This window comes from Halalkalibacter okhensis (assembly GCF_000787375.1).
GTDB classification, from domain to species: domain Bacteria; phylum Bacillota; class Bacilli; order Bacillales; family Bacillaceae_D; genus Halalkalibacter; species Halalkalibacter okhensis.
Genome location: NZ_JRJU01000005.1, coordinates 146,050 through 166,114, shown reverse-complemented (window position 1 = coordinate 166,114; position 20,065 = coordinate 146,050). Strand labels below are relative to the sequence as shown.

Annotated in this window: 17 protein-coding genes; 14 read left to right on the top strand and 3 right to left on the bottom strand. The window is 39.6% G+C overall.

Annotated features, from left to right (window positions below):
* Window positions 1-240 precede the first annotated feature (240 nt).
* The 3 genes from LQ50_RS06210 to ytrH all read right to left on the bottom strand — a co-directional run bounded on the left by LQ50_RS06210 (window position 241) and on the right by ytrH (window position 1,394).
* Window positions 241-447, bottom strand: coding sequence for a YtzJ family protein (locus tag LQ50_RS06210; RefSeq protein ID WP_052144609.1), 207 nt, complete (start codon window positions 445-447; stop codon window positions 241-243).
* A 105-nt stretch (window positions 448-552) separates the two neighbouring features.
* Window positions 553-1,059, bottom strand: coding sequence for a sporulation membrane protein YtrI (ytrI, locus tag LQ50_RS06205; protein ID WP_034627180.1), 507 nt, complete (start codon window positions 1,057-1,059; stop codon window positions 553-555).
* Window positions 1,056-1,394: a sporulation membrane protein YtrH gene (ytrH, locus tag LQ50_RS06200; protein ID WP_052144608.1), complete on the bottom strand. Its 339-nt coding sequence runs from the start codon at window positions 1,392-1,394 to the stop codon at window positions 1,056-1,058. The genes ytrI and ytrH overlap by 4 nt, the downstream gene beginning before the upstream one ends.
* Window positions 1,395-1,574: 180 nt before the next feature.
* Here ytrH and dnaE point away from each other — a divergent pair, with 180 nt between their 5' ends.
* From dnaE to pnpS, 14 genes are all read left to right on the top strand, one after another.
* Window positions 1,575-4,925, top strand: coding sequence for a DNA polymerase III subunit alpha (dnaE, locus tag LQ50_RS06195; protein WP_034627178.1), 3,351 nt, complete (start codon window positions 1,575-1,577; stop codon window positions 4,923-4,925).
* 153 nt (window positions 4,926-5,078) lie between these two features.
* Entirely contained in the window at window positions 5,079-6,290 is a 1,212-nt protein-coding gene (gene ystJ / locus LQ50_RS06190) for an NADP-dependent malic enzyme (RefSeq protein ID WP_152608170.1), read from the top strand.
* Between the two features lie 33 nt (window positions 6,291-6,323).
* Window positions 6,324-6,989, top strand: a complete 666-nt coding sequence (locus LQ50_RS06185) for a FadR/GntR family transcriptional regulator (protein ID WP_034627174.1) — start codon at window positions 6,324-6,326, stop codon at window positions 6,987-6,989.
* Window positions 6,990-7,058: 69 nt separating this feature from the next.
* A complete protein-coding gene (accD, locus tag LQ50_RS06180) occupies window positions 7,059-7,904 on the top strand; it encodes an acetyl-CoA carboxylase, carboxyltransferase subunit beta (protein ID WP_034627172.1) in 846 nt (281 codons plus the stop codon).
* Between the two features lie 15 nt (window positions 7,905-7,919).
* The gene (gene accA / locus LQ50_RS06175; RefSeq protein ID WP_034627170.1) at window positions 7,920-8,903 is read left to right on the top strand and encodes an acetyl-CoA carboxylase carboxyl transferase subunit alpha; all 984 of its coding nucleotides are present in this window, start codon (window positions 7,920-7,922) and stop codon (window positions 8,901-8,903) included.
* 237 nt (window positions 8,904-9,140) lie between these two features.
* On the top strand, window positions 9,141-10,100 hold the full coding sequence (gene pfkA, locus LQ50_RS06170; RefSeq protein ID WP_034627162.1) for a 6-phosphofructokinase: 960 nt from the start codon (window positions 9,141-9,143) through the stop codon (window positions 10,098-10,100).
* A gap of 125 nt (window positions 10,101-10,225) precedes the next feature.
* The gene (gene pyk / locus LQ50_RS06165; RefSeq protein WP_034627159.1) at window positions 10,226-11,980 is read left to right on the top strand and encodes a pyruvate kinase; all 1,755 of its coding nucleotides are present in this window, start codon (window positions 10,226-10,228) and stop codon (window positions 11,978-11,980) included.
* 79 nt (window positions 11,981-12,059) lie between these two features.
* A complete protein-coding gene (locus LQ50_RS06160; RefSeq protein WP_034627157.1) occupies window positions 12,060-12,455 on the top strand; it encodes an FxsA family protein in 396 nt (131 codons plus the stop codon).
* Between the two features lie 127 nt (window positions 12,456-12,582).
* Window positions 12,583-13,056: a DUF441 domain-containing protein gene (locus tag LQ50_RS06155; RefSeq protein WP_034627156.1), complete on the top strand. Its 474-nt coding sequence runs from the start codon at window positions 12,583-12,585 to the stop codon at window positions 13,054-13,056.
* A 217-nt stretch (window positions 13,057-13,273) separates the two neighbouring features.
* Window positions 13,274-14,389 (top strand): citrate synthase, encoded by a 1,116-nt coding sequence (citZ, locus tag LQ50_RS06150; RefSeq protein WP_034627153.1) that lies wholly within the window; start codon window positions 13,274-13,276, stop codon window positions 14,387-14,389.
* Window positions 14,390-14,505: 116 nt separating this feature from the next.
* Window positions 14,506-15,774 (top strand): NADP-dependent isocitrate dehydrogenase, encoded by a 1,269-nt coding sequence (gene icd, locus LQ50_RS06145; protein ID WP_034627151.1) that lies wholly within the window; start codon window positions 14,506-14,508, stop codon window positions 15,772-15,774.
* A gap of 240 nt (window positions 15,775-16,014) precedes the next feature.
* On the top strand, window positions 16,015-16,959 hold the full coding sequence (mdh, locus tag LQ50_RS06140) for a malate dehydrogenase (RefSeq protein ID WP_034627148.1): 945 nt from the start codon (window positions 16,015-16,017) through the stop codon (window positions 16,957-16,959).
* A gap of 193 nt (window positions 16,960-17,152) precedes the next feature.
* Window positions 17,153-17,875, top strand: coding sequence for a response regulator transcription factor (locus tag LQ50_RS06135; RefSeq protein WP_034627146.1), 723 nt, complete (start codon window positions 17,153-17,155; stop codon window positions 17,873-17,875).
* A complete protein-coding gene (pnpS, locus tag LQ50_RS06130; protein ID WP_034627144.1) occupies window positions 17,868-19,637 on the top strand; it encodes a two-component system histidine kinase PnpS in 1,770 nt (589 codons plus the stop codon). The genes LQ50_RS06135 and pnpS overlap by 8 nt, the downstream gene beginning before the upstream one ends.
* Window positions 19,638-20,065: the final 428 nt, after the last annotated feature.

Sequence of the window (20,065 nt, the reverse complement as noted above, 5' to 3'; positions counted from 1 at the left end):
ATTGACTACCGAAGTTAGAGCCTGAAGAGGATTACGGTAGCCAAAGAGGAAGATTGACTACCGAAAAGAGCGCAAGAAGGAGCATACGGTAGCCAAAGGATGAATCGTCCCCTTAAATAAGCGCCAGAAGTCAGACTCCAGTCGTCAACCCGACTCTCCCATAAAACGAAACGGCAAAAGAGCATAGGGACCTCCCCTATGCTCTTTACTCCGTTTCCTTCCTATTCCAAAGATAAAACTCTATACTTTATCTACTGGCGTAAACCAACAGCCAACCTCTGTGACGTCCTCATGTACGTCGATTTTTTGTTTGTTAAGTTCGTTTCGAATCAATTCTGTTACTTCTTTTGATTCAGCAAAGGCGGAAAAGCCATTTTTTATTTTTTCGACCTTTTTTCTTGCCATGTCTTTTCGATTGATCACCATTTCTTTTCCGGTAATGTCCATGTCTATCCCTCCCATAATCTAATGAGATGCTACTTATATTATACATTAAATGGGGGAGCAGAACGGGGAAGTGAAGGAACGTTCGAAAAAATGTGATAATTACCTTCAGCTGTTGGATGGGACAATTCTGACGATAACTCGAACGGTTGTATAAAGAAACACGTGCTCGACTTCTAGTTGGTAGCGTTTGTCTCCGGCTCGAAATACTTTATTTTCCAGATTGCTGACTAAGAGTTCATGCATATTTGAGACCGTTTCTATGTCTTTTCGTTTAATATATTGCAACTCGTTTAAGGCTTGTTGCTTTAAGTCTAGCAATGTTAGCTGGTTAAGTCGTAGTTTGCGGTCGTTACTAAACTGGATGTCGATCTCTTGCACGGTCAACTTTTGTTGGTTTTCTTCATTCAGTCTACTTTGTTCGCTTCGTAATAGATCGATATCGTCTTCAAGCTCATTGATGATCGCTTCTTGTTCAGAGATTCGAAATACTAATCCTTCATACACTTGTCCATATTGATAGATGAAGAAGAACCAGCCAATAATAATTCCTATAATGATCCCTGCAAAAAAACGTTTGACGGTCGGGCGTTCATAAAAAGGAGGAACCCTCATGGTGATAAAGACTCCCCAACAATCCATTGAATCAGAGCCGTTCCAGATTGTGCCCCACATAAAGCAGCGAAGATCATAAATGCGGTTTTGAAAATATCATCATGCGTTCCGTAAAAAAGGCCCCGCTCAATACTTGTAATAGCATCAAAAGTTCCACCGATGGCGGCAACGATAGCCCAAATCTTTAAACTGCCGGCTAAATCATGCATGACTGATAAAGGTGGTTTTCCGATTAAAAACGCACCAATTCCACCAATGATGGCCCCACCAATAATAACGCCGAATGCGACAAAGAAATCAATAATTAACGTTGCGAGAAGTTCTCGACTTAGCATGTGGTTCCACCCACTTTCATTATTTCAGATCTAGATAAAAGAGCTTATCCATATCATTTATAAGTGGAATACGTTTAAATTATGACTAGTAATTCCAAACTCATAAGTTGCTCGCGTAAACATTTACGCTAAATTTGTACTATACTAGAGAAACAAAGAATGAAAGGTGAGGAGAGTTGTATGGAGATTGTTCAGACGCATGTGTACAGTGAATACAGTCTTCTATCATCAACGAATCGAATAGAGGAACTTGTCAAAAAGGCGAAGGAGCTTGGTTATCAGACGCTTGCGTTATGTGATCACCATGTCATGTATGGTGCAGTGCCTTTTTATCAAGCTTGCTTGCAATATCAGATCAAACCAATATTTGGCCTAGAGTTAACAATAGAATACAAAGAGGGGGAGTTAGGTCATATTCGTGTCTATGCGAAAAATGAATCAGGGTATGCAAACCTCCTTAAGCTCGCTACAAAAATTGGTCATCAGCAGTCAAAATATCCGAGTCTAACCAAACAAGAGGTGGTCCCACACTTACATGGTGTACTTGTTGTTGTACCATTTAATAATGGACCATTAGAAGCGTTTATAAAAAAAGGTCAATTTGAGCAGGCTTTTTCTTGGTGTGAGTCGTGGAAGGGAGGAACTAGCCGAGCTGATTGGTTTTTGGAACTTCAGAAAATAGAGGGACAACAGAGTGATAAGTACGAATCGGTGAAACGGTTTGCCGAAAAAAGCAGTATTAGACTTTTGGCCTCGCATCCAACACGTTTCTTAGAGAAGGAAGGGGCTGCCTCCTATCAAGTGATACGAGCCATTAAAGAGGGAGTCAAGGCGGAAGATTATCCTCTTGAACAAGAGGAACGCTCCTTTTATTTACAAAGTCCAAATGAAATGCTGGAGCGCTTTTCTGCTGATAAGCAATCAGTAGTGAATACAGGCTACTTTTCCTCTCTATGCTCCGTTCAAATTGAACTAGGGAAGCAAAAGCTACCGCAATTCCCTTTAGAACAGGCACCTGCTAGTGAAGTGTTGCGGTCTTTATGTGAGGAAGGCTTAAAAAAACGGTACTCAACTATAACGGATAGTGCGAAGGCTAGGCTAGATAAAGAGCTTGCCGTTATTCATCAAATGGGTTTTGATGATTACTTTTTAATCGTATGGGATTTTATGAAGTATGCAAAAGAGCAAGGGATTTTAACGGGACCAGGAAGAGGCTCAGCAGCTGGGTCACTTGTTGCGTACGTTCTAAATATTACAGATGTCGATCCATTGCAATATGATTTGCTGTTTGAGCGTTTTCTAAATCATGAACGTGTATCGATGCCTGATATTGATATTGACTTTCCAGATCACAGACGTGATGAGGTTATCGAGTATGTTCAAAAAAAATACGGAAAAGAGCATGTAGCGCAAATCATTACGTTTGGAACATTAGCCGCAAGAGCCGTCGTTCGTGATGTGGGCAAAGTGCTTGGAGTTGATAGTTATGTGATCGGTCAATTAGCTAAGGAAATTCCTTCAGCTCCTGGGACAACGTTGGAAAAAGCAATAAGAACGAATCCACGTATTCAATCACTAATCAATGACTCTGAAGAATTAGCTGCGTTATGGAAAATTGCTAAACAATTAGAAGGATTGCCAAGGCATGCATCTACACATGCTGCAGGAGTAGTGATCAGTGCAGAGCCATTAACAGATGTAATAGCACTCCAAGCAGGGCAAACGTCCATTTCCCTTACACAAGCGCCGATGGATGTCGTAGAAAAAGTAGGGCTGCTTAAATTTGATTTCCTTGGTTTACGTAACTTAACTCTTTTAGAAAACATTGCTCGTCTCATTGAATATCATTACGGAACGAAGGTTGACTTTTCTCGAATCCCACTCGATGATCAAAAGGCATTTCAGTTGTTAGGAAGTGGTGAAACGACAGGAATTTTTCAACTTGAATCAGATGGGATGAGGCAAGTGTTGAAGACGTTGCAGCCGACGGAATTTGAAGATATTGTGGCGGTTAATGCACTGTACCGGCCAGGTCCGATGGAATATATTCCTTCTTACATTAGTGGAAAGCATGGAAAGAAAGAGGTTTCCTATGCTCACGCAGATCTTGAACCGATTTTAAAAAGGACGTATGGAGTTATCGTCTATCAAGAACAAATCATGGAAGTCGCTTCAAAAATGGCCGGGTTTTCGCTAGCGCAAGCAGACAACCTTAGAAGAGCCATTAGTAAGAAGAAAAAGGACGAGCTCATGAAGCAGCGTGAGGCTTTTCTTAAAGGAGCGAGAGGTAAGGGCTATACAGAACAGGTCGCAACAAAAGTATATGAATTAATTGAACGATTTGCTGATTATGGATTTAATAGGAGTCATGCTGTTGCTTATAGTATGATTAGTTATTTGTTGGCTTATTTAAAAGCGAACTTTCCATTAGCTTTTTATACATCCCTTTTATCTGGAGTATGGAATAATGCAGATAAATTATCTCATCACATCCGCGAATGCAAAGAAGCAGGATATGAAGTATATCCACCATCCGTTTGCAAAAGCCATGTATTGTTTACAATTGAAGGAGAGGGCATACGTTTTGGTTTATTACCCGTTGCGCACGTTGGGTTCCCTGCGGCCAAATGGATTGTAGACGCCAGAAAAAAAGAACCGTTTAAAGATCTTTTTCATTTTGCTGTGCAAATGGATCATAAGATTGTGAATAAAAAAGCTGTAGAAAATTTAATTAAGGCAGGGGCAATGGATGATTTCGACTCTAACCGTGCCACATTGTTATTTTCTGTAGAAGATGCATGGAAGTTTGCCGATGAGGTTAATTCGTTTCAAGATGAAACGGAAGGCTTGTTTACACTTGATATTCAAGCGCCCGATTATAACGAAATGGAACCGCTCGTCATACAAGAGAAATTAGATTATGAAAAAGAGGCATTAGGCTTCTATTTATCTGGTCACCCGATTGAACAATATAAAAGTAAACTCTCACATTTAGGGAGGCGCACGTTGCAAGAGGCATCAAAACGAAAAGATACGATCCGAGTAGCGGGGCTTCTGACGCAAGTCAGAAGAATAAAAACAAAAAAAGGAGATGCAATGGCGTTTGCCGAACTGACAGATGAGTCAGGGAGTGGAGAGCTTGTTATTTTTCCGCGCATATGGAAAAGCTCTGAGCAAGCCGTTATTGAAGGAGAGTTAGTCATTGCAGAAGGGCGAATTGATGACTCGAAGGGACGCTCACAATTTATTGTTGGGAAGATAGGGTTAGTTCAAACACTTCCTGAAGAACAAAGAGCGAATTTGCGAGTTCTATACTTACGAGTTAGCCCCGATCATGAAACGCCGGATGTACTAGAAGAGGTGAAATCCAATCTATTAGCTAAGCAAGGGTCTGTGCCTGTCATTCTATATTATGAACAAACGAAACAAACCTTACATTTAAGTGATGAGTATCGTGTCGAAGCCGATGAATGGTTTCTTGATACTTTGAAAAAAATATTAGGGGATAACAATGTTATCTTAAAAGAATGAGGGAAATTAAGCTTTTGTACTTGGCGAATGGACAATTCTTCTATATAATTAAGATTGTTTTTAAGTGGTCTGACCAGTCAGGAATCTTACTAAATATCGAGAAAGAAGAAGGAGAGTGTCGTTGTGGCAACCACAAGAGAAGAAGCCTTACATATGCACCGTGTTAACCAAGGAAAACTGGAATCAAAAACAAAAGTCGCTGTTAGAAATGCGAAAGATTTAAGCTTGGCGTATTCTCCGGGAGTAGCGGAACCTTGTAAGGAGATCTTCGAAGACGTTGAAACCGTTTATGAATATACGATGAAAGGCAATATGGTAGCTGTTGTTAGTAACGGAACAGCTGTACTAGGCCTTGGAAATATTGGTCCTGAAGCATCTTTACCTGTTATGGAAGGGAAAGCTGTTTTATTTAAGTCATTTGCTGGAGTAGATGCATTTCCAATCTGCTTACGAACAAATGAAGTAGACAAAATTGTTGAGACTGTTAAATTAATGGAACCTACTTTTGGTGGGGTGAATTTAGAAGATATTGCAGCACCAGAGTGTTTTGAAATTGAAGAAAGATTAAAGAAAGAAACAAACATCCCTGTGTTTCATGATGATCAACATGGGACAGCGATCGTAACGTTAGCTGGACTTATTAATGCATTAAAAATCTCTGGGAAAAAGCTATCTGAGGTGAAAGTTGTCGCCAACGGTGCTGGTTCTGCTGGAATTGCTATTATTAAACTTATGCAACGCATGGGGGTTCGCGATATTATTTTGTGCGACTCAAAGGGTGCTATCTTCGAAGGCCGGGCGTATGGAATGAATGATATGAAGGCTGAGGTTGCAAAAAATACAAACCGTGACAGACTTGAGGGTGATTTAGCTAACGTTATTAAAGGTACGGATGTATTTATCGGCGTGTCTGTTGCTGGCGCATTAACAAAAGAAATGATTGAGAGTATGAATGATAATCCGATCATTTTTGCCATGGCAAACCCAGTACCTGAGATTATGCCAGAAGAAGCAAAAGCAGCTGGAGCAAGTGTGATAGGAACGGGTCGTTCAGATTTTCCAAACCAAGTAAATAACGTATTAGCATTCCCAGGTATTTTCCGAGGGGCACTTGATGTTAGAGCTACGCATATTAACGAAGAGATGAAGGTTGCGGCCGTTTATGCGATTGCTGACTTAGTCGCTGAAGCAGACTTATCTCCTGACTATGTAATCCCAGCACCGTTTGACCCACGTGTTGCACCAGCAGTTGCCGCAGCGGTTGCTAAAACGGCGATGGAAACAGGAGTGGCTAGAAAACAAGTTGATCCAGAGAAAGTAGCAGAAAAAACAAGAAAACTTGCCATAATTGGGGATGAAAAATAAAGAATATGTTTATAACTGAGGTGAGGGTGGCAAATGTCATCGGAACAACCAAAAGTCTATTTAGAAGTCATTAAGCAAATTAATAACATTATAAATGAAGACCAGTTGGCAAGTGGAGATAAGTTACCATCCGAAAGAGAATTGAGCGACCGTCTTGATGTCGGTCGCTCCTCTGTTCGTGAGGCGCTGCGAGCGCTCGAATTATTAGATTTAATTGAAACAAGACGTGGGGAAGGAACCTACATAAAAGCTTTTGGAAGTTATAGGCTTGTCGAAATTCTCTTATCATTTCTTCTTAAAGATGATAATGCGAGGAAGGATTTGACGGAAACAAGACGAATAGTAGAGCTTGAAGCACTTAAATTAGCTTGTGAGCGAATTACTGATGAAGCTATAGAGCAATTGCATTTGCTGGTTAACCAGGCGAAAGAAGAATGGTCACATGGAGACTTACCAGTAGAAGTAGACTATTTATTTCATAAAACTATCGTCGAGGCTAGTCATAATCGGTTACTCCTTAATCTGTGGGTGTCACTTGTTCAATATAATAAAGTGGCGATTGAGCGCTCATTAAAAAGAGAAGGGCGGATGCCCGTATCTTTAAATGAGCACGAGGAAATCTATTATGCTCTAAAAAGTCGCAATCAACAAAGAGCTACAGAGGCGATGAGACGCCATTTAGAAAATAGTCGTTTTTAGCTTGTACTATTTATGGAGTGTATGCCATATCCTGAATTAATAGTTAGCTTAGGCGAATGAGGTGGAAAAATGCTTAAGGATTTTTTAAAGAAAAAGAAAAGATACGCAACCATTCCTTCCGAACGGGCGAAACAAGAAGTTCCAGAAGGACTTATGACAAAGTGTCCGTCTTGTAGAACAATTATGTATACGAAAGAATTAAAGAAGAATTTATATGTGTGTGACTCGTGTGGACATCATCATCGAATGACAGCCTACGAGCGATTTGATAGTTTGTTTGATGAAGGAACATTTGTTGAATTTGATAAAAATATGATCGGGGAGAACCCTCTAGATTTTCCTACGTATGAGGAAAAGTTAGAAGCAGATCGTAAGAAAACTGACTTAAATGAAGCCATTGTTACAGGAAAAGGTACGATTAATGGATATGGAGCAGTAATGGCTGTAATGGACTCTCGGTTCAGGATGGGGAGTATGGGCTCTGTTGTTGGTGAAAAGATTACAAGAGCCGTAGAGCAATCGATTGAAATGGGTGTTCCATTTATTCTCTTTTCGGCCTCAGGTGGGGCAAGAATGCAAGAAGGCGTCTTAAGCTTAATGCAAATGGCAAAAACAAGTGCTGCGCTAGAAAAGCTGAGCCGTCAAGGTGGATTGTTTATTTCCGTTATGACTCATCCAACAACAGGAGGGGTCTCTGCCAGTTTTGCTTCTTTAGGGGATTATAATTTTGCTGAACCAAAAGCATTGATCGGTTTTGCTGGTCGTAGAATTATTGAACAAACAATTCGACAAGAGCTTCCAGATGATTTTCAGACGGCTGAATTTCTTTTGAAGCACGGTCAATTAGATCGAGTGGTTTCCCGTCTAGAAATGAAAGAGTTATTGACAACTATATTAGAGATTCATTCTATATAAAGGAGGTGCCTTAGCATGGTAAGTGAATTAGGATTTGAAAAACCAATCGTGGAATTAAAAAATAAAATCTCCGAACTTCGAACGTTTACCGAAGAAAAGGAAATTGACCTAACGGATGAAATAACGAAGCTTGAAAAACGCTTACAACAGCTTGAACGTGATATTTATGGAAATTTACAGCCGTGGGAACGTGTTCAGATTGCAAGACATGGTGAACGCCCTACAACCCTAGATTACATTGGAGAGTTATTTACTGACTTTTTAGAAATGCATGGTGATCGTCTGTATGGCGATGATGCTGCTATTGTAGGTGGAATTGCCAAATATAAAGGGCGTCCGGTAACTGTTATTGGTCACCAACGCGGGAAAGATACAAAAGAAAACATTCACCGTAATTTCGGAATGCCTCACCCAGAAGGGTATCGCAAGGCCCTTCGTTTGATGAAGCAAGCAGAAAAGTTTAAGAGGCCTATTATATGTTTCATTGATACAAAAGGTGCTTATCCAGGAAAAGCGGCTGAAGAAAGAGGACAAAGTGAAGCCATTGCTAGAAACCTTTTAGAAATGGCTGGTCTTACAGTTCCCGTTGTTTGCATCGTAATTGGTGAAGGCGGTAGTGGGGGGGCTCTTGCCCTTGGTGTTGGTAACCATCTTCACATGCTAGAAAATTCAACCTACTCCGTTATTTCGCCCGAGGGAGCAGCCGCGTTATTATGGAAAGATGCCTCTCTTGCGAAAAAAGCGGCCGAATCGATGAAAATTACAGCTCCAGATTTAAAAGAACTTGGAATCATTGAAGAAATTGTTCGTGAAGTAAAGGGCGGAGCGCACAGAGACCTGACCCAACAAAGCGAATTTATTGATGCAGTTTTGCAGGAATCGATTACGCAACTTTCTAAGTTAACGGAAGAGGAGCTTGTTGAACAACGCTATGAAAAATATAAAAAAATCGGACAATTTACGCATGTAAACGATACCAATGCTGTAAATAAAGGATAAGTGCTTTCTGCTTTTTAGAAAGCACTTTTTATGCTGGAATTAACTGTATTGTGTTCACTTCGTTAAAGTGGTATTTTTAAAAATGGGAATTGCTTAATTACATAATCATATTGAGTCTAAAAGTACACATGCTAAGAAGGTTATCAAAAAAGCAATATTGACTTTTTAATCACCTCACTTCTAGCATTGAACTTTTTAATATATTTTATAACTAGTTGAGTTTGAGGAGGAGACGAAATGAAAAGAATAGGAGTATTAACAAGCGGTGGAGATTCTCCGGGAATGAACGCTGCTATCCGTGCAGTTGTGCGTAAGGCCATTTTCCATGGCTTAGAAGTTTACGGTATTTCTTACGGATACGCTGGTCTAATTAATGGCGATATTAAAAAAATGGAATTAGGATCTGTAGGCGATATTATCCATCGCGGGGGAACAGTATTATATACGGCTCGCTGTGAAGAATTTAAGACACTAGAAGGCCAGAAAAAAGGGATTGAGCAGTTGAAGAAGTTTGGAATTGAAGGGCTTGTTGTTATTGGTGGAGACGGCTCGTACCAAGGTGCTCAAAAACTAGCTGAGCATGGGTTCCCTACAATTGGTGTGCCAGGAACAATTGACAACGACATTCCAGGAACGGATTTTACAATTGGTTTTGATACGGCATTAAATACCGTTATTGATGCCATTGATAAAATTCGTGATACAGCAACATCACATGAACGTACATATGTCATTGAAGTGATGGGACGTCATGCAGGAGACCTAGCACTATGGTCAGGTCTTGCAGATGGTGCAGAAACAATTATCGTTCCAGAAGCAGATTATGAGATGTCTGATATTATCTCACGTTTAAAGCGTGGCCAAGAACGTGGAAAAAAACATAGTATCATTATTGTTGCAGAAGGTGTGGGCAGCGGCTTTGACTTTGGTAATCGCATTAAAGAAGAAATGAATTTAGAAACAAGAGTTACCGTATTAGGCCACATCCAACGCGGTGGTTCACCATCAGGATTTGACCGTGTGCTAGCAAGCCGATTAGGAGCAAAGGCTGTTGATCTTCTTTTAGAAGGGAAGGCTGGTGTAACGGTAGGTATAGAGAAAAACGAGCTTGTTTATCATGATATTAATGAGGCATTATCCCGTAAGCATACGATCGATATGGAAATGTACAAGCTTTCTCAACAGTTATCGATTTAACTAAATATAACTAAATATAGCCATACTGGTACCTTTCACCTGTATAAGCAAAAGCCTTATATGGGTGGTAAGTACTGAATATTCATATGAGAATACAAAAATATACGAGCAAGCAGGAGGATATTATGCGTAAAACAAAAATTGTATGTACAATTGGTCCGGCAAGTGAATCTATTGAAAAACTAGAAGCTTTAATTGAAGCAGGGATGAATGTAGCACGATTAAACTTCTCACATGGTGATTTTGAAGAACATGGTGCAAGAATTCGTAACATACGTGAAGCGGCAGAGAAGACAGGGAAAACCGTTGCAATTTTACTTGATACAAAAGGCCCTGAAATTCGTACGCAAACATTAGAAGGTGGCGTAGCTGAATTAGTTGCTGGGGATGAATTGATTGTTTCAATGACAGAAGTTGTTGGAAACAACAAGAAAATTTCCGTTACATATCCTGGTCTAACGAACGATGTTCATCCTGGATCAAAAATTTTATTAGACGATGGGTTAATTGGGCTTGAAGTAACGGCAGTCGGTGATGGCGAGCTTATTACAAAAGTTCTAAACAGCGGAACGTTGAAAAACAAAAAAGGGGTAAATGTACCAAATGTAAGCGTTAATCTCCCGGGAATAACGGAAAAAGATGCAGCTGATATAAAATTTGGTATTGAGCAAGGTGTGGACTTTATTGCTGCTTCATTTGTTCGTAGAGCAACGGATGTGCTTGAAATTCGTGAGCTTCTTGATACGAATGGAGGAGAAGAAATTCACATTATCCCTAAGATTGAAAACCAAGAAGGCGTTGATAATATCGATGAGATTTTAGAAGTGTCTGATGGATTAATGGTTGCTCGTGGGGACCTTGGTGTAGAAATTCCAGCAGAAGAAGTACCGCTCGTTCAAAAAGTTCTAATCAAAAAGTGCAATGCGGTTGCAAAGCCAGTTATTACAGCAACACAAATGCTTGATTCTATGCAACGTAACCCAAGACCAACGAGAGCAGAAGCAAGTGACGTTGCAAACGCCATTTTTGATGGAACGGATGCAATTATGCTTTCTGGTGAAACGGCTGCTGGTGACTACCCTGTTGAGTCTGTTCAGACGATGCATAACATTGCAACTCGTACGGAAGAAGCATTAAATTATGCTTCAATGCTTCGCAAGAAAACAAAAGAGGAAACAACGACAATTACGAGTGCAATTGGACAATCTGTTGCTCATACAGCGTTTAACTTATCTGCATCCGTTATCCTTTCTGCTACAGAGAGTGGACATACAGCACGTATTGTATCTAAATATCGTCCTAAATCACCAATTGTAGCCGTTGCGAGCAATCCAAAGGTTATTCGTAAATTAAACTTAGTTTGGGGCGTTACACCAATTCTAGGTAAGGAAGCCTCATCAACTGATGAGATGTTTGAAGCGACGATTGGTACGGCATTAGAAACAGGTTCAATTAAACAAGGTGATCTTGTTGTGATAACAGCCGGTGTACCTGTAGGTGAGTCAGGCACAACAAATATTATGAAAGTTCATGTTATCGGTGAAGTGATTGCAAAAGGTCAAGGAATTGGACGTCGTTCAGCAGCTGGCCGTGTAGTCATTGCTCGCTCGGCTGAAGAAGCGCTTGAAAAGACAAAAGAAGGGTCTATTCTTATTACGTACAGCACGGATAAAGATATGATTCCTGCTTTTGAAAAAGCAGCAGCAGTGATTACAGAAGAAGGTGGCTTAACGTCTCATGCAGCTGTAGTAGGCTTAAACCTAAGCACTCCAGTAATCGTGGGTGTTAATGGTGCATTAGAGTTATTTACAGATGGAGAAGAAATTACGGTAGATAGTGCTCGTGGTGACATTTACAGAGGTCACACAAGTGTACTATAATTAAAGGCGAGGAGAAGGGAGTTCCCTTCTCCTCTTTCCGTATAGAAGTAGATAATTCCTTTTAAGAAAGGAGCAGCAAATGTTTCGTTTATTGTTGTTGTTAATTATAATTGTGCCTGCCCTTGAAATTGCCGTATTAATTTTATCTGGAAATGTCCTAGGAGTTTGGCCGACGATCTTGCTTATTATTGCAACAGGAGTTCTAGGTGCTTGGTTAGCCAAAAAAGAAGGGTTACAAGCATTAAGGCTTGCTCAGCTTCAAACTCAGCAAGGACAATTGCCTAGTGGAGTGATCCTTGATGGAATTTGTATTTTAGTAGGTGGGGTCGTGTTACTTACCCCAGGGTTTATTACTGATGCCATTGGTTTTTTCTTGTTGGTTCCTGCAACTCGAACGATTGCAAAAGGCTTTTTATTAAAATTGTTTAATCAAATGATTAAAAATGGAAACTTTGTTATTATGACTAGAAAATAACGACATTATGGATCCATTCAAGATAACAAAGTCAGATATGTAGATGAATAAATGATAATATGTTAAAATTAAAGGGCTATGAAGTGCACTTACAAAAATTTTGTAAGTGAGGAAGAAGGGTCGTTACTTGTTCTCACAAGCATCCGTTTTTATGTTAATTTTATTGCTTGTGGCTGTGGTTGCCAAAAATCAATCTCTGATCGTAGCAGTTCTATTCTTGCTCGTTATTAAATGGGTTGGACTGGGTGATAAATTATTTCCCCTGTTTCAACAAAAAGGGATAAATATCGGCGTCACCGTTATTACGATCGCGGTGTTAACCCCCATTGTCACAGGTGAAATAGGGTTTAAGCAATTAGGAGAAGCTGTAAAATCGTCTTATGCGTGGATTGCATTAGCCTCAGGTATCCTAGTGGCTATCATCGCAGCAAGTGGAATTGATTTATTAAAGTCAGATCCGCATATTACAACTGCATTAGTATTAGGTACGATTTTATCGGTTGCTCTTTTTAATGGGGTGGCAGTTGGTCCGCTTATTGGCGCGGGGATTGCTTATCTTACAATGAGAATCGTTCAGTTTTTCACTCATCTTGGCGGATGAGTGGACGTTTAAAATGAATAATCAGAATAATACAACATGTTTAAGTTTTAGAATTTATTAATAACTTTCCGCGAAAACGTTCACAAAAGCTTAATAAATCGTTATAATGGAACTTGTGAACATCCTTCTTACATAGCGTGGCTTTCTTTCTCCAAATGGAGTGTAAGCACTTACTAGTTTGAGGAACTTTAAGTATTAGAGAAAAGGAGAGGTTAACGTGAGTACAACTCGTGGTCTAGAAGGTATTGTAGCAACGCAATCAAGTGTTAGTTCCATCATTGAAAGTGTCCTTACTTACCAGGGATATGATATTGATGATTTAGCAGATAATGCGAGTTTTGAAGAGGTTATATACCTCCTTTGGAATGGGTCATTACCAAAAGCAGATGAACTTAGTCAATTTACTCAGGAACTTGCCAACAATGCTGAAATACCAAAAGAGATAATTGATCAAATGAAGGCATACCCAATTGACAAAGTCCATCCAATGGCAGCCCTTCGTACAGCAATTTCAAGTCTGGCATTATTTGATGAAGAAGCAGATGTTATGGATGAGGCTGCAAACCGTCATAAGGCAATCAAGATTCAAGCACAAATTCCAACAATAGTGACAGCGTTTTCAAGAGTGCGCGAGGGATTAGAGCCAGTTGCTCCTCGTAAAGATTTAGGCTTTGCTGCAAACTTTCTTTACATGTTAACTGGTAAAGATCCAGATGAAATTGCAGTGAATGCATTTAATAAAGCGCTAGTGCTGCATGCTGACCATGAGTTAAATGCTTCAACGTTTACTGCACGAGTCTGTGTAGCGACACTTTCTGATGTATACTCTGGTATTACGGCGGCAATTGGAGCGTTAAAAGGGCCTCTACACGGTGGTGCGAATGAAGCGGTAATGAACATGTTATCTGAAATTGGTAGTGTAGAAAACGTTGAACCATACATCCGCAAGGCATTAGATAACAAAGAAAAAATTATGGGATTTGGACACCGTGTTTACAAAGATGGAGATCCACGTGCAAAACATTTACGTGAAATGTCTAAAAGATTGACAGAAATAACAGGTGAAACTAAGTGGTATGAAATGTCTACGAAGATTAATGAGATGGTAACCAGTGAAAAAGGGTTACTTCCAAATGTAGATTTCTATTCTGCTAGTGTCTATCATAGCTTAGGAATTAAGCATGATTTATTTACACCGATTTTTGCGGTAAGCCGTGCTTCTGGATGGTTAGCTCATATACTAGAGCAGTATAGCAATAACAGACTAATTCGTCCGCGTGCTGAATATATCGGACCGAATAAACAAACCTATATTCCAGTAGAACAGCGTTAATAGAGTACCTGGGAGGTAGTTCCTCCCTGTACATAGATTGACATTTGCTAGAAAGAATAGCAACATAATAGTGATGTACTTTATACTTTTTTTGAATAATTAGGAGGTAGTGTAGCATGTCAAACGGTCAAGTAATTAAAGTAAACAATGGAGTATTAGATGTACCAAATAACCCAATCGTACCTTACATTGAAGGAGATGGAATTGGACCTGATATTTGGGCTGCTGCTTCTCGTGTATTAGATGCTGCTGTTGAAAAAGCATACAATGGTGAGAAAAAGATTGAGTGGAAAGAAATTCTTGCTGGTGAGAAAGCTTATAATCAAACTGGGGAATGGCTTCCAGAAGCAACTTTAGATGCAGTTCGTGAGTACATGATTGCGATTAAAGGACCTTTAACAACTCCTATCGGTGGAGGTATCCGTTCTTTAAACGTTGCCCTTCGTCAAGAGCTTGATCTATATGTTTGTCTTCGTCCAGTTCGTTACTTCCAAGGTGTTCCTTCACCTGTGAAACGTCCTGAAGATACAGATATGGTTATCTTCCGTGAAAATTCAGAAGATATTTATGCTGGAATTGAGTATAAAGAAGGTTCTGATGAAGTTAAAAAGCTTATTGATTTCTTACAAAATGAAATGGGAGCTACAAAAATCCGCTTCCCAGAAACTTCTGGTATTGGTATTAAGCCTGTTTCCCAAGAAGGAACAGACCGACTAGTTCGTGCGGCAATTCAATATGCGCTTGATGAAGGCCGTAAGAGTGTAACTCTAGTACACAAAGGAAATATCATGAAGTTTACTGAGGGTGCATTCAAAAACTGGGGTTATGAAGTAGCTGAGCGTGAATTCGGAGACAAAGTATTTACATGGGCTCAATATGATAAAATTGTAGAAACAGAAGGAAAAGAAGCTGCAAACAAAGCTCAAGAAGAAGCAGAAGCTGCTGGCAAAATCATTGTAAAAGATTCAATTGCTGATATCTTCTTACAACAAATTTTAACTCGTCCAAAAGAGTTCGATGTTGTAGCAACAATGAACTTAAATGGTGACTACATTTCTGATGCGCTTGCAGCACAAGTTGGTGGTATTGGTATTGCTCCAGGAGCAAATATTAACTACGATTCCGGACACGCTATTTTTGAAGCAACTCACGGAACTGCACCTAAATATGCTGGTCTTGATAAAGTGAACCCATCATCTGTTCTTCTTTCAGGTGAGCTACTGCTTCGTCACCTTGGTTGGTTTGAAGCAGCAGATCTTATTATGGGATCTATGGATAAAACTATTGCGAGCAAAGTAGTAACATACGACTTCGCACGTCTTATGGACGGAGCAACAGAAGTATCTTGCTCTGGATTTGCAGACGAATTAATTAAAAACCTATAAGAGAATGAACCCCAAAAGGCGCTTTTCCTTTTGGGGTTCATTCGAAGCAATGAGCGGAGCCGCCGTAATGTTTTAAGCCTTTCGAGTGATCTTCTCGAAAAGGCGCACGGCGAGAGAAGCCATTGCAAATGATCGCACTGTTACGGCTGGAAGGGCGCGTTTCCCATTTGGTGTTCATTCGAAATCAAGTGGTTTCATGGAGTAGGGTAAAAAACTAAAAATAACGGGGTGTGCATAAATATGGCAATTAAACGTAGAAAGATTTCCGTGATCGGTGGAGGTTTCACTGGAGCTACAACGGCTTTGATGGTTGCACAAAAAGAGCTAGGCGATGTTGTTCTTTTAGATATTCCTCAGATGGAAGGCCCGACAAAAGGGAAAGCATTAGATATGCTTGAATCAACACCAGTAGCAGGAATTGATTCTAATATCATTGGAACGTCTAACTACGAAGATACGAAAGATTCAGATGTGGTTGTTATAACTGCAGGGATTGCGCGTAAGCCAGGCATGAGCCGTGATGATTTAGTTAGCACCAATGCAGGTATTATGAAAGCAGTAACGAAAGAGGTCGTGAAATATTCACCTAACTGCTACATTATTGTCTTAACGAACCCAGCGGATGCAATGACATATACAGTATTTAAGGAATCTGGATTCCCTAAAAACCGTGTTATTGGTCAATCTGGTGTACTTGATACAGCACGTTTCCGGACGTTTGTTGCTCAGGAGCTTAACCTTTCTGTTGAAGATATTACCGGGTTTGTTCTTGGGGGGCACGGTGATGATATGGTGCCTCTTATTCGTTACTCGGCAGCAGGTGGTGTTCCGCTTGAGAAGCTTATCCCAAAAGATCGCATAGATGCGATTGTTGAGCGTACTCGTAAAGGTGGCGGTGAAATCGTAGGTCTTCTTGGAAATGGAAGTGCATACTATGCTCCCGCTGCATCTCTAACTCAGATGGTTGAGGCGATTATTAAAGATAAGAAACGCGTAATTCCTACAATTGCTTACTTAGAAGGTGAGTATGGTTATGAGGACCTATATGTAGGTGTTCCGACGATCTTAGGCGGAGATGGAATCGAAAAAATCATCGAACTAGATTTGACAGACGATGAAAAAACAGCATTAGCTAAATCTGTAGAATCGGTTCGTAGTGTTATGGCTGCTTTGCCGACAACTTAATGATTTAAAGGGATTATCCTAAAAGGTTAAATGAGGCCTTTTAGTGATAATCCCTTTTTCGTTTTTCTAGATAGCAATTATCCTATACTTTGCTATACTATTAATAGAAATAGAAAGAACCCTTTTTAGGGCATTTAGCAGGATGGACCGTTACATTTACCCGTTTCTTTGAAACGAGTTTGGGAGGATCAATATGTCACAGCGTTTGTTAATTGTCGATGATGAAGAATCCATTGTTATGTTATTGCAGTTTAACTTAGAGCAAGCCGGTTTTGATGTCACGACAGCAATGGATGGGGCCAAGGCTTTGGAATTGGCTACAAATGAACCATTTGATTTACTCGTTCTTGATTTAATGTTGCCGGAAATGGATGGCTTAGATGTGTGTAAGCAGCTGAGGCAAAATAAGGTAACAACGCCTATCTTAATGCTTACAGCGAAGGATGATGAATTCGATAAGGTGTTAGGACTAGAACTTGGGGCAGATGATTATATGACAAAGCCGTTTAGCCCGCGTGAAGTCGTTGCAAGAGTTCGAGCTATTCTCCGTAGGTCACAACCAATACATTCTGAAACAAACACGAATCTAGCGCATACTGAGAATGTCATAAGGTTTGGAGAGGTGGAAATCCACCCAGATAATTATGAAGTGTTTTTCAAAAATGATGCACTTGAATTAACGCCAAAAGAATTTGAGTTATTGCTCTATTTAGCAAACCATAAAGGTCGTGTGTTAACGAGAGATCAATTGTTAAACGCGGTTTGGAATTACGAATTTGTCGGTGATACAAGGATTGTTGATGTTCACATAAGTCATCTTCGTGAAAAGATTGAAGTGAATACAAAAAAGCCAGCATATATCAAGACTATTAGGGGACTTGGCTATAAATTGGAGGAGCCCCCTGTACATGTATAAACTTAGGTTCAAAATCATGTTGGCTGTTCTATCCATTACGTTGCTGGTTTTAATTGGCATTGGGTTTGTGATAGGAAAGCTATATGAAGATTTTTACATTAATAATTTGAGTGATCGTGTAGAAAAAGAAGCCAACTTAGCTGCATACATGCTTGCAGAATATGGTCTTGATAAAGAAAATGCGCAAAAGCGAGCAATGGAAATAGCAGAAATGCTTGATTCAAGAGTAACGATCATTCTATTAGATGGAACAGTCATTGGTGAATCAGCAACTGACCCTAACACAATGGACAATCATTTGCTGAGGCCTGAAATTGAAGCGATTGAAAATGACGAAAGTGTCTCCTACATTCGTTATAGCAATACGGTACAGGAGGAGCTTCTTTATTACGCTGTTCCAATTATAGATGGGAACAATAGTAAACTTGGATTCATGCGTTTAGGGCTTTCAACACGAACATTAGCTGATATGACAGAAATGATTTGGTTAATATTAGGAATAAGTTTCGCCGTAGCTTTTGTCATCATTGTATCGATCACGTACCGAGTAACAAATGAAATGATAGGTCCAATCGAAAGTGCGACCGTTGTGGCCAATGAGTTAGCAGAAGGAAATTATAAAGCAAGAACATCAGAAGGAAAAAGAGATGAAATTGGGCAACTATCAAGGTCTATTAACATTCTCGCTTATAATTTAGAGCAACTAACTAAAAGGGATCAGGCTCAAAAGGAACGGATGGAAACGTTGATCGACAATATGGGGAGCGGCTTAATATTAATTAATACTAAGGGAGACATTTCCCTCATTAATCGGGCATGTCAAGAGATCTTTGAAGAAAATACAGGCCTTTGGAAACATCAACTGTACCATGATGTAATAAAACATAAAGAACTTATTAAAATTGTACAGACGATCTTTCTGACTGAAAAAAAACAAAGAATGCAAATTCACTTCCCGGTACATTTAGAGGTACGTCATTTTGAAGTGTATGCAGCACCTGTCATGAGTAATAAGGATAAGTTAAAGGGGATTGTTCTTGTGCTTCATGACATCACTGAATTAAAGAAATTAGAACAAGTTCGTACAGACTTTGTTGCAAATGTATCACATGAACTTAAGACACCAGTTACGTCAATCAAAGGATTTACAGAGACCCTTCTTGATGGGGCAATGAATACGGAACCCCTTCGAGAGAAGTTCTTAACGATTATTGCAAATGAAAGTGAGCGATTGCAAAGCTTGATTCAGGATTTGCTGGACCTTTCAAGGATCGAGCAAGCTTACTTCCAGCTAAATTGGAAACGAACGAACATCCAACATATTGTTAGTGAAGTGATTGAGTTACTAAAAGATAAAGCACAAGAAAAACAAATTGATTTACAGATGTTCGCAGAAGGGGATCTAACTTGTGAAGGTGATACGGAACGAATAAAACAAATTGTTATCAATTTAGTTAATAATAGCATTATGTACACTCCCGTTTCTGGATCGATTGACATTTTCGTAAGAGGACATGAGGAGACGATAACATTAGAGATAGTAGATACAGGTGTTGGAATAAGCGAAAAAGATCTTCCTAGAATATTTGAACGCTTTTATCGGGTAGATCGAGCAAGAAGCCGAAATTCTGGAGGTACCGGTTTAGGACTTGCTATTGTCAAACACTTAGTAGAAGCCCATCAAGGAAAAATAGTAGTGAATAGTGTTGTTGGGCAAGGAACCTCTTTTACCATTACATTTAATCGGTATCGAGCGGAATAATGTGCAAAAAGTAGCTCTGTAACAGAGGTGGTGTCCCAGAAGGTCAAAACAGACCTTATAGGACACCACCTTTTACAATAAATTTACATAGTATTAAAACAACCTTAATTTATGGAAATTATAATGAAGGGGAACGGTTTTCATCACTGCTTAGCAAGCGTGTCATACCCTTGCTAAAGTCAACCCTTTGATAGACATGAGCGCCCCCCTTTGTGCTCGTGTCTTTTTTTTGTATTAATTATAATGAATACAGCACCTCCCTAAGAGATAAATATGCAAAACTCCCACTAAAGATTGTTAAAGGATTTCCAATGAAAAGACCCAAACACCTTAAAATTTGTACTATAATGAAAAAGAATGAGATTCTTTAAAATTAAATGAAACCGATTTATGTAAAGAATCGTAGATAGAACTAGAAAACAACAACA

Coding starts and splice junctions, on each gene's coding strand:
- LQ50_RS06210 (WP_052144609.1), bottom strand. CDS start 447: ATGGACATTACCGGAAAAGAAATGGTGATCAATCGAAAAGACATGGCA.
- ytrI (WP_034627180.1), bottom strand. CDS start 1,059: ATGAGGGTTCCTCCTTTTTATGAACGCCCGACCGTCAAACGTTTTTTT.
- ytrH (WP_052144608.1), bottom strand. CDS start 1,394: ATGCTAAGTCGAGAACTTCTCGCAACGTTAATTATTGATTTCTTTGTC.
- dnaE (WP_034627178.1), top strand. CDS start 1,575: ATGGAGATTGTTCAGACGCATGTGTACAGTGAATACAGTCTTCTATCA.
- ystJ (WP_152608170.1), top strand. CDS start 5,079: ATGCACCGTGTTAACCAAGGAAAACTGGAATCAAAAACAAAAGTCGCT.
- LQ50_RS06185 (WP_034627174.1), top strand. CDS start 6,324: ATGTCATCGGAACAACCAAAAGTCTATTTAGAAGTCATTAAGCAAATT.
- accD (WP_034627172.1), top strand. CDS start 7,059: ATGCTTAAGGATTTTTTAAAGAAAAAGAAAAGATACGCAACCATTCCT.
- accA (WP_034627170.1), top strand. CDS start 7,920: ATGGTAAGTGAATTAGGATTTGAAAAACCAATCGTGGAATTAAAAAAT.
- pfkA (WP_034627162.1), top strand. CDS start 9,141: ATGAAAAGAATAGGAGTATTAACAAGCGGTGGAGATTCTCCGGGAATG.
- pyk (WP_034627159.1), top strand. CDS start 10,226: ATGCGTAAAACAAAAATTGTATGTACAATTGGTCCGGCAAGTGAATCT.
- LQ50_RS06160 (WP_034627157.1), top strand. CDS start 12,060: ATGTTTCGTTTATTGTTGTTGTTAATTATAATTGTGCCTGCCCTTGAA.
- icd (WP_034627151.1), top strand. CDS start 14,506: ATGTCAAACGGTCAAGTAATTAAAGTAAACAATGGAGTATTAGATGTA.
- mdh (WP_034627148.1), top strand. CDS start 16,015: ATGGCAATTAAACGTAGAAAGATTTCCGTGATCGGTGGAGGTTTCACT.
- LQ50_RS06135 (WP_034627146.1), top strand. CDS start 17,153: ATGTCACAGCGTTTGTTAATTGTCGATGATGAAGAATCCATTGTTATG.
- pnpS (WP_034627144.1), top strand. CDS start 17,868: ATGTATAAACTTAGGTTCAAAATCATGTTGGCTGTTCTATCCATTACG.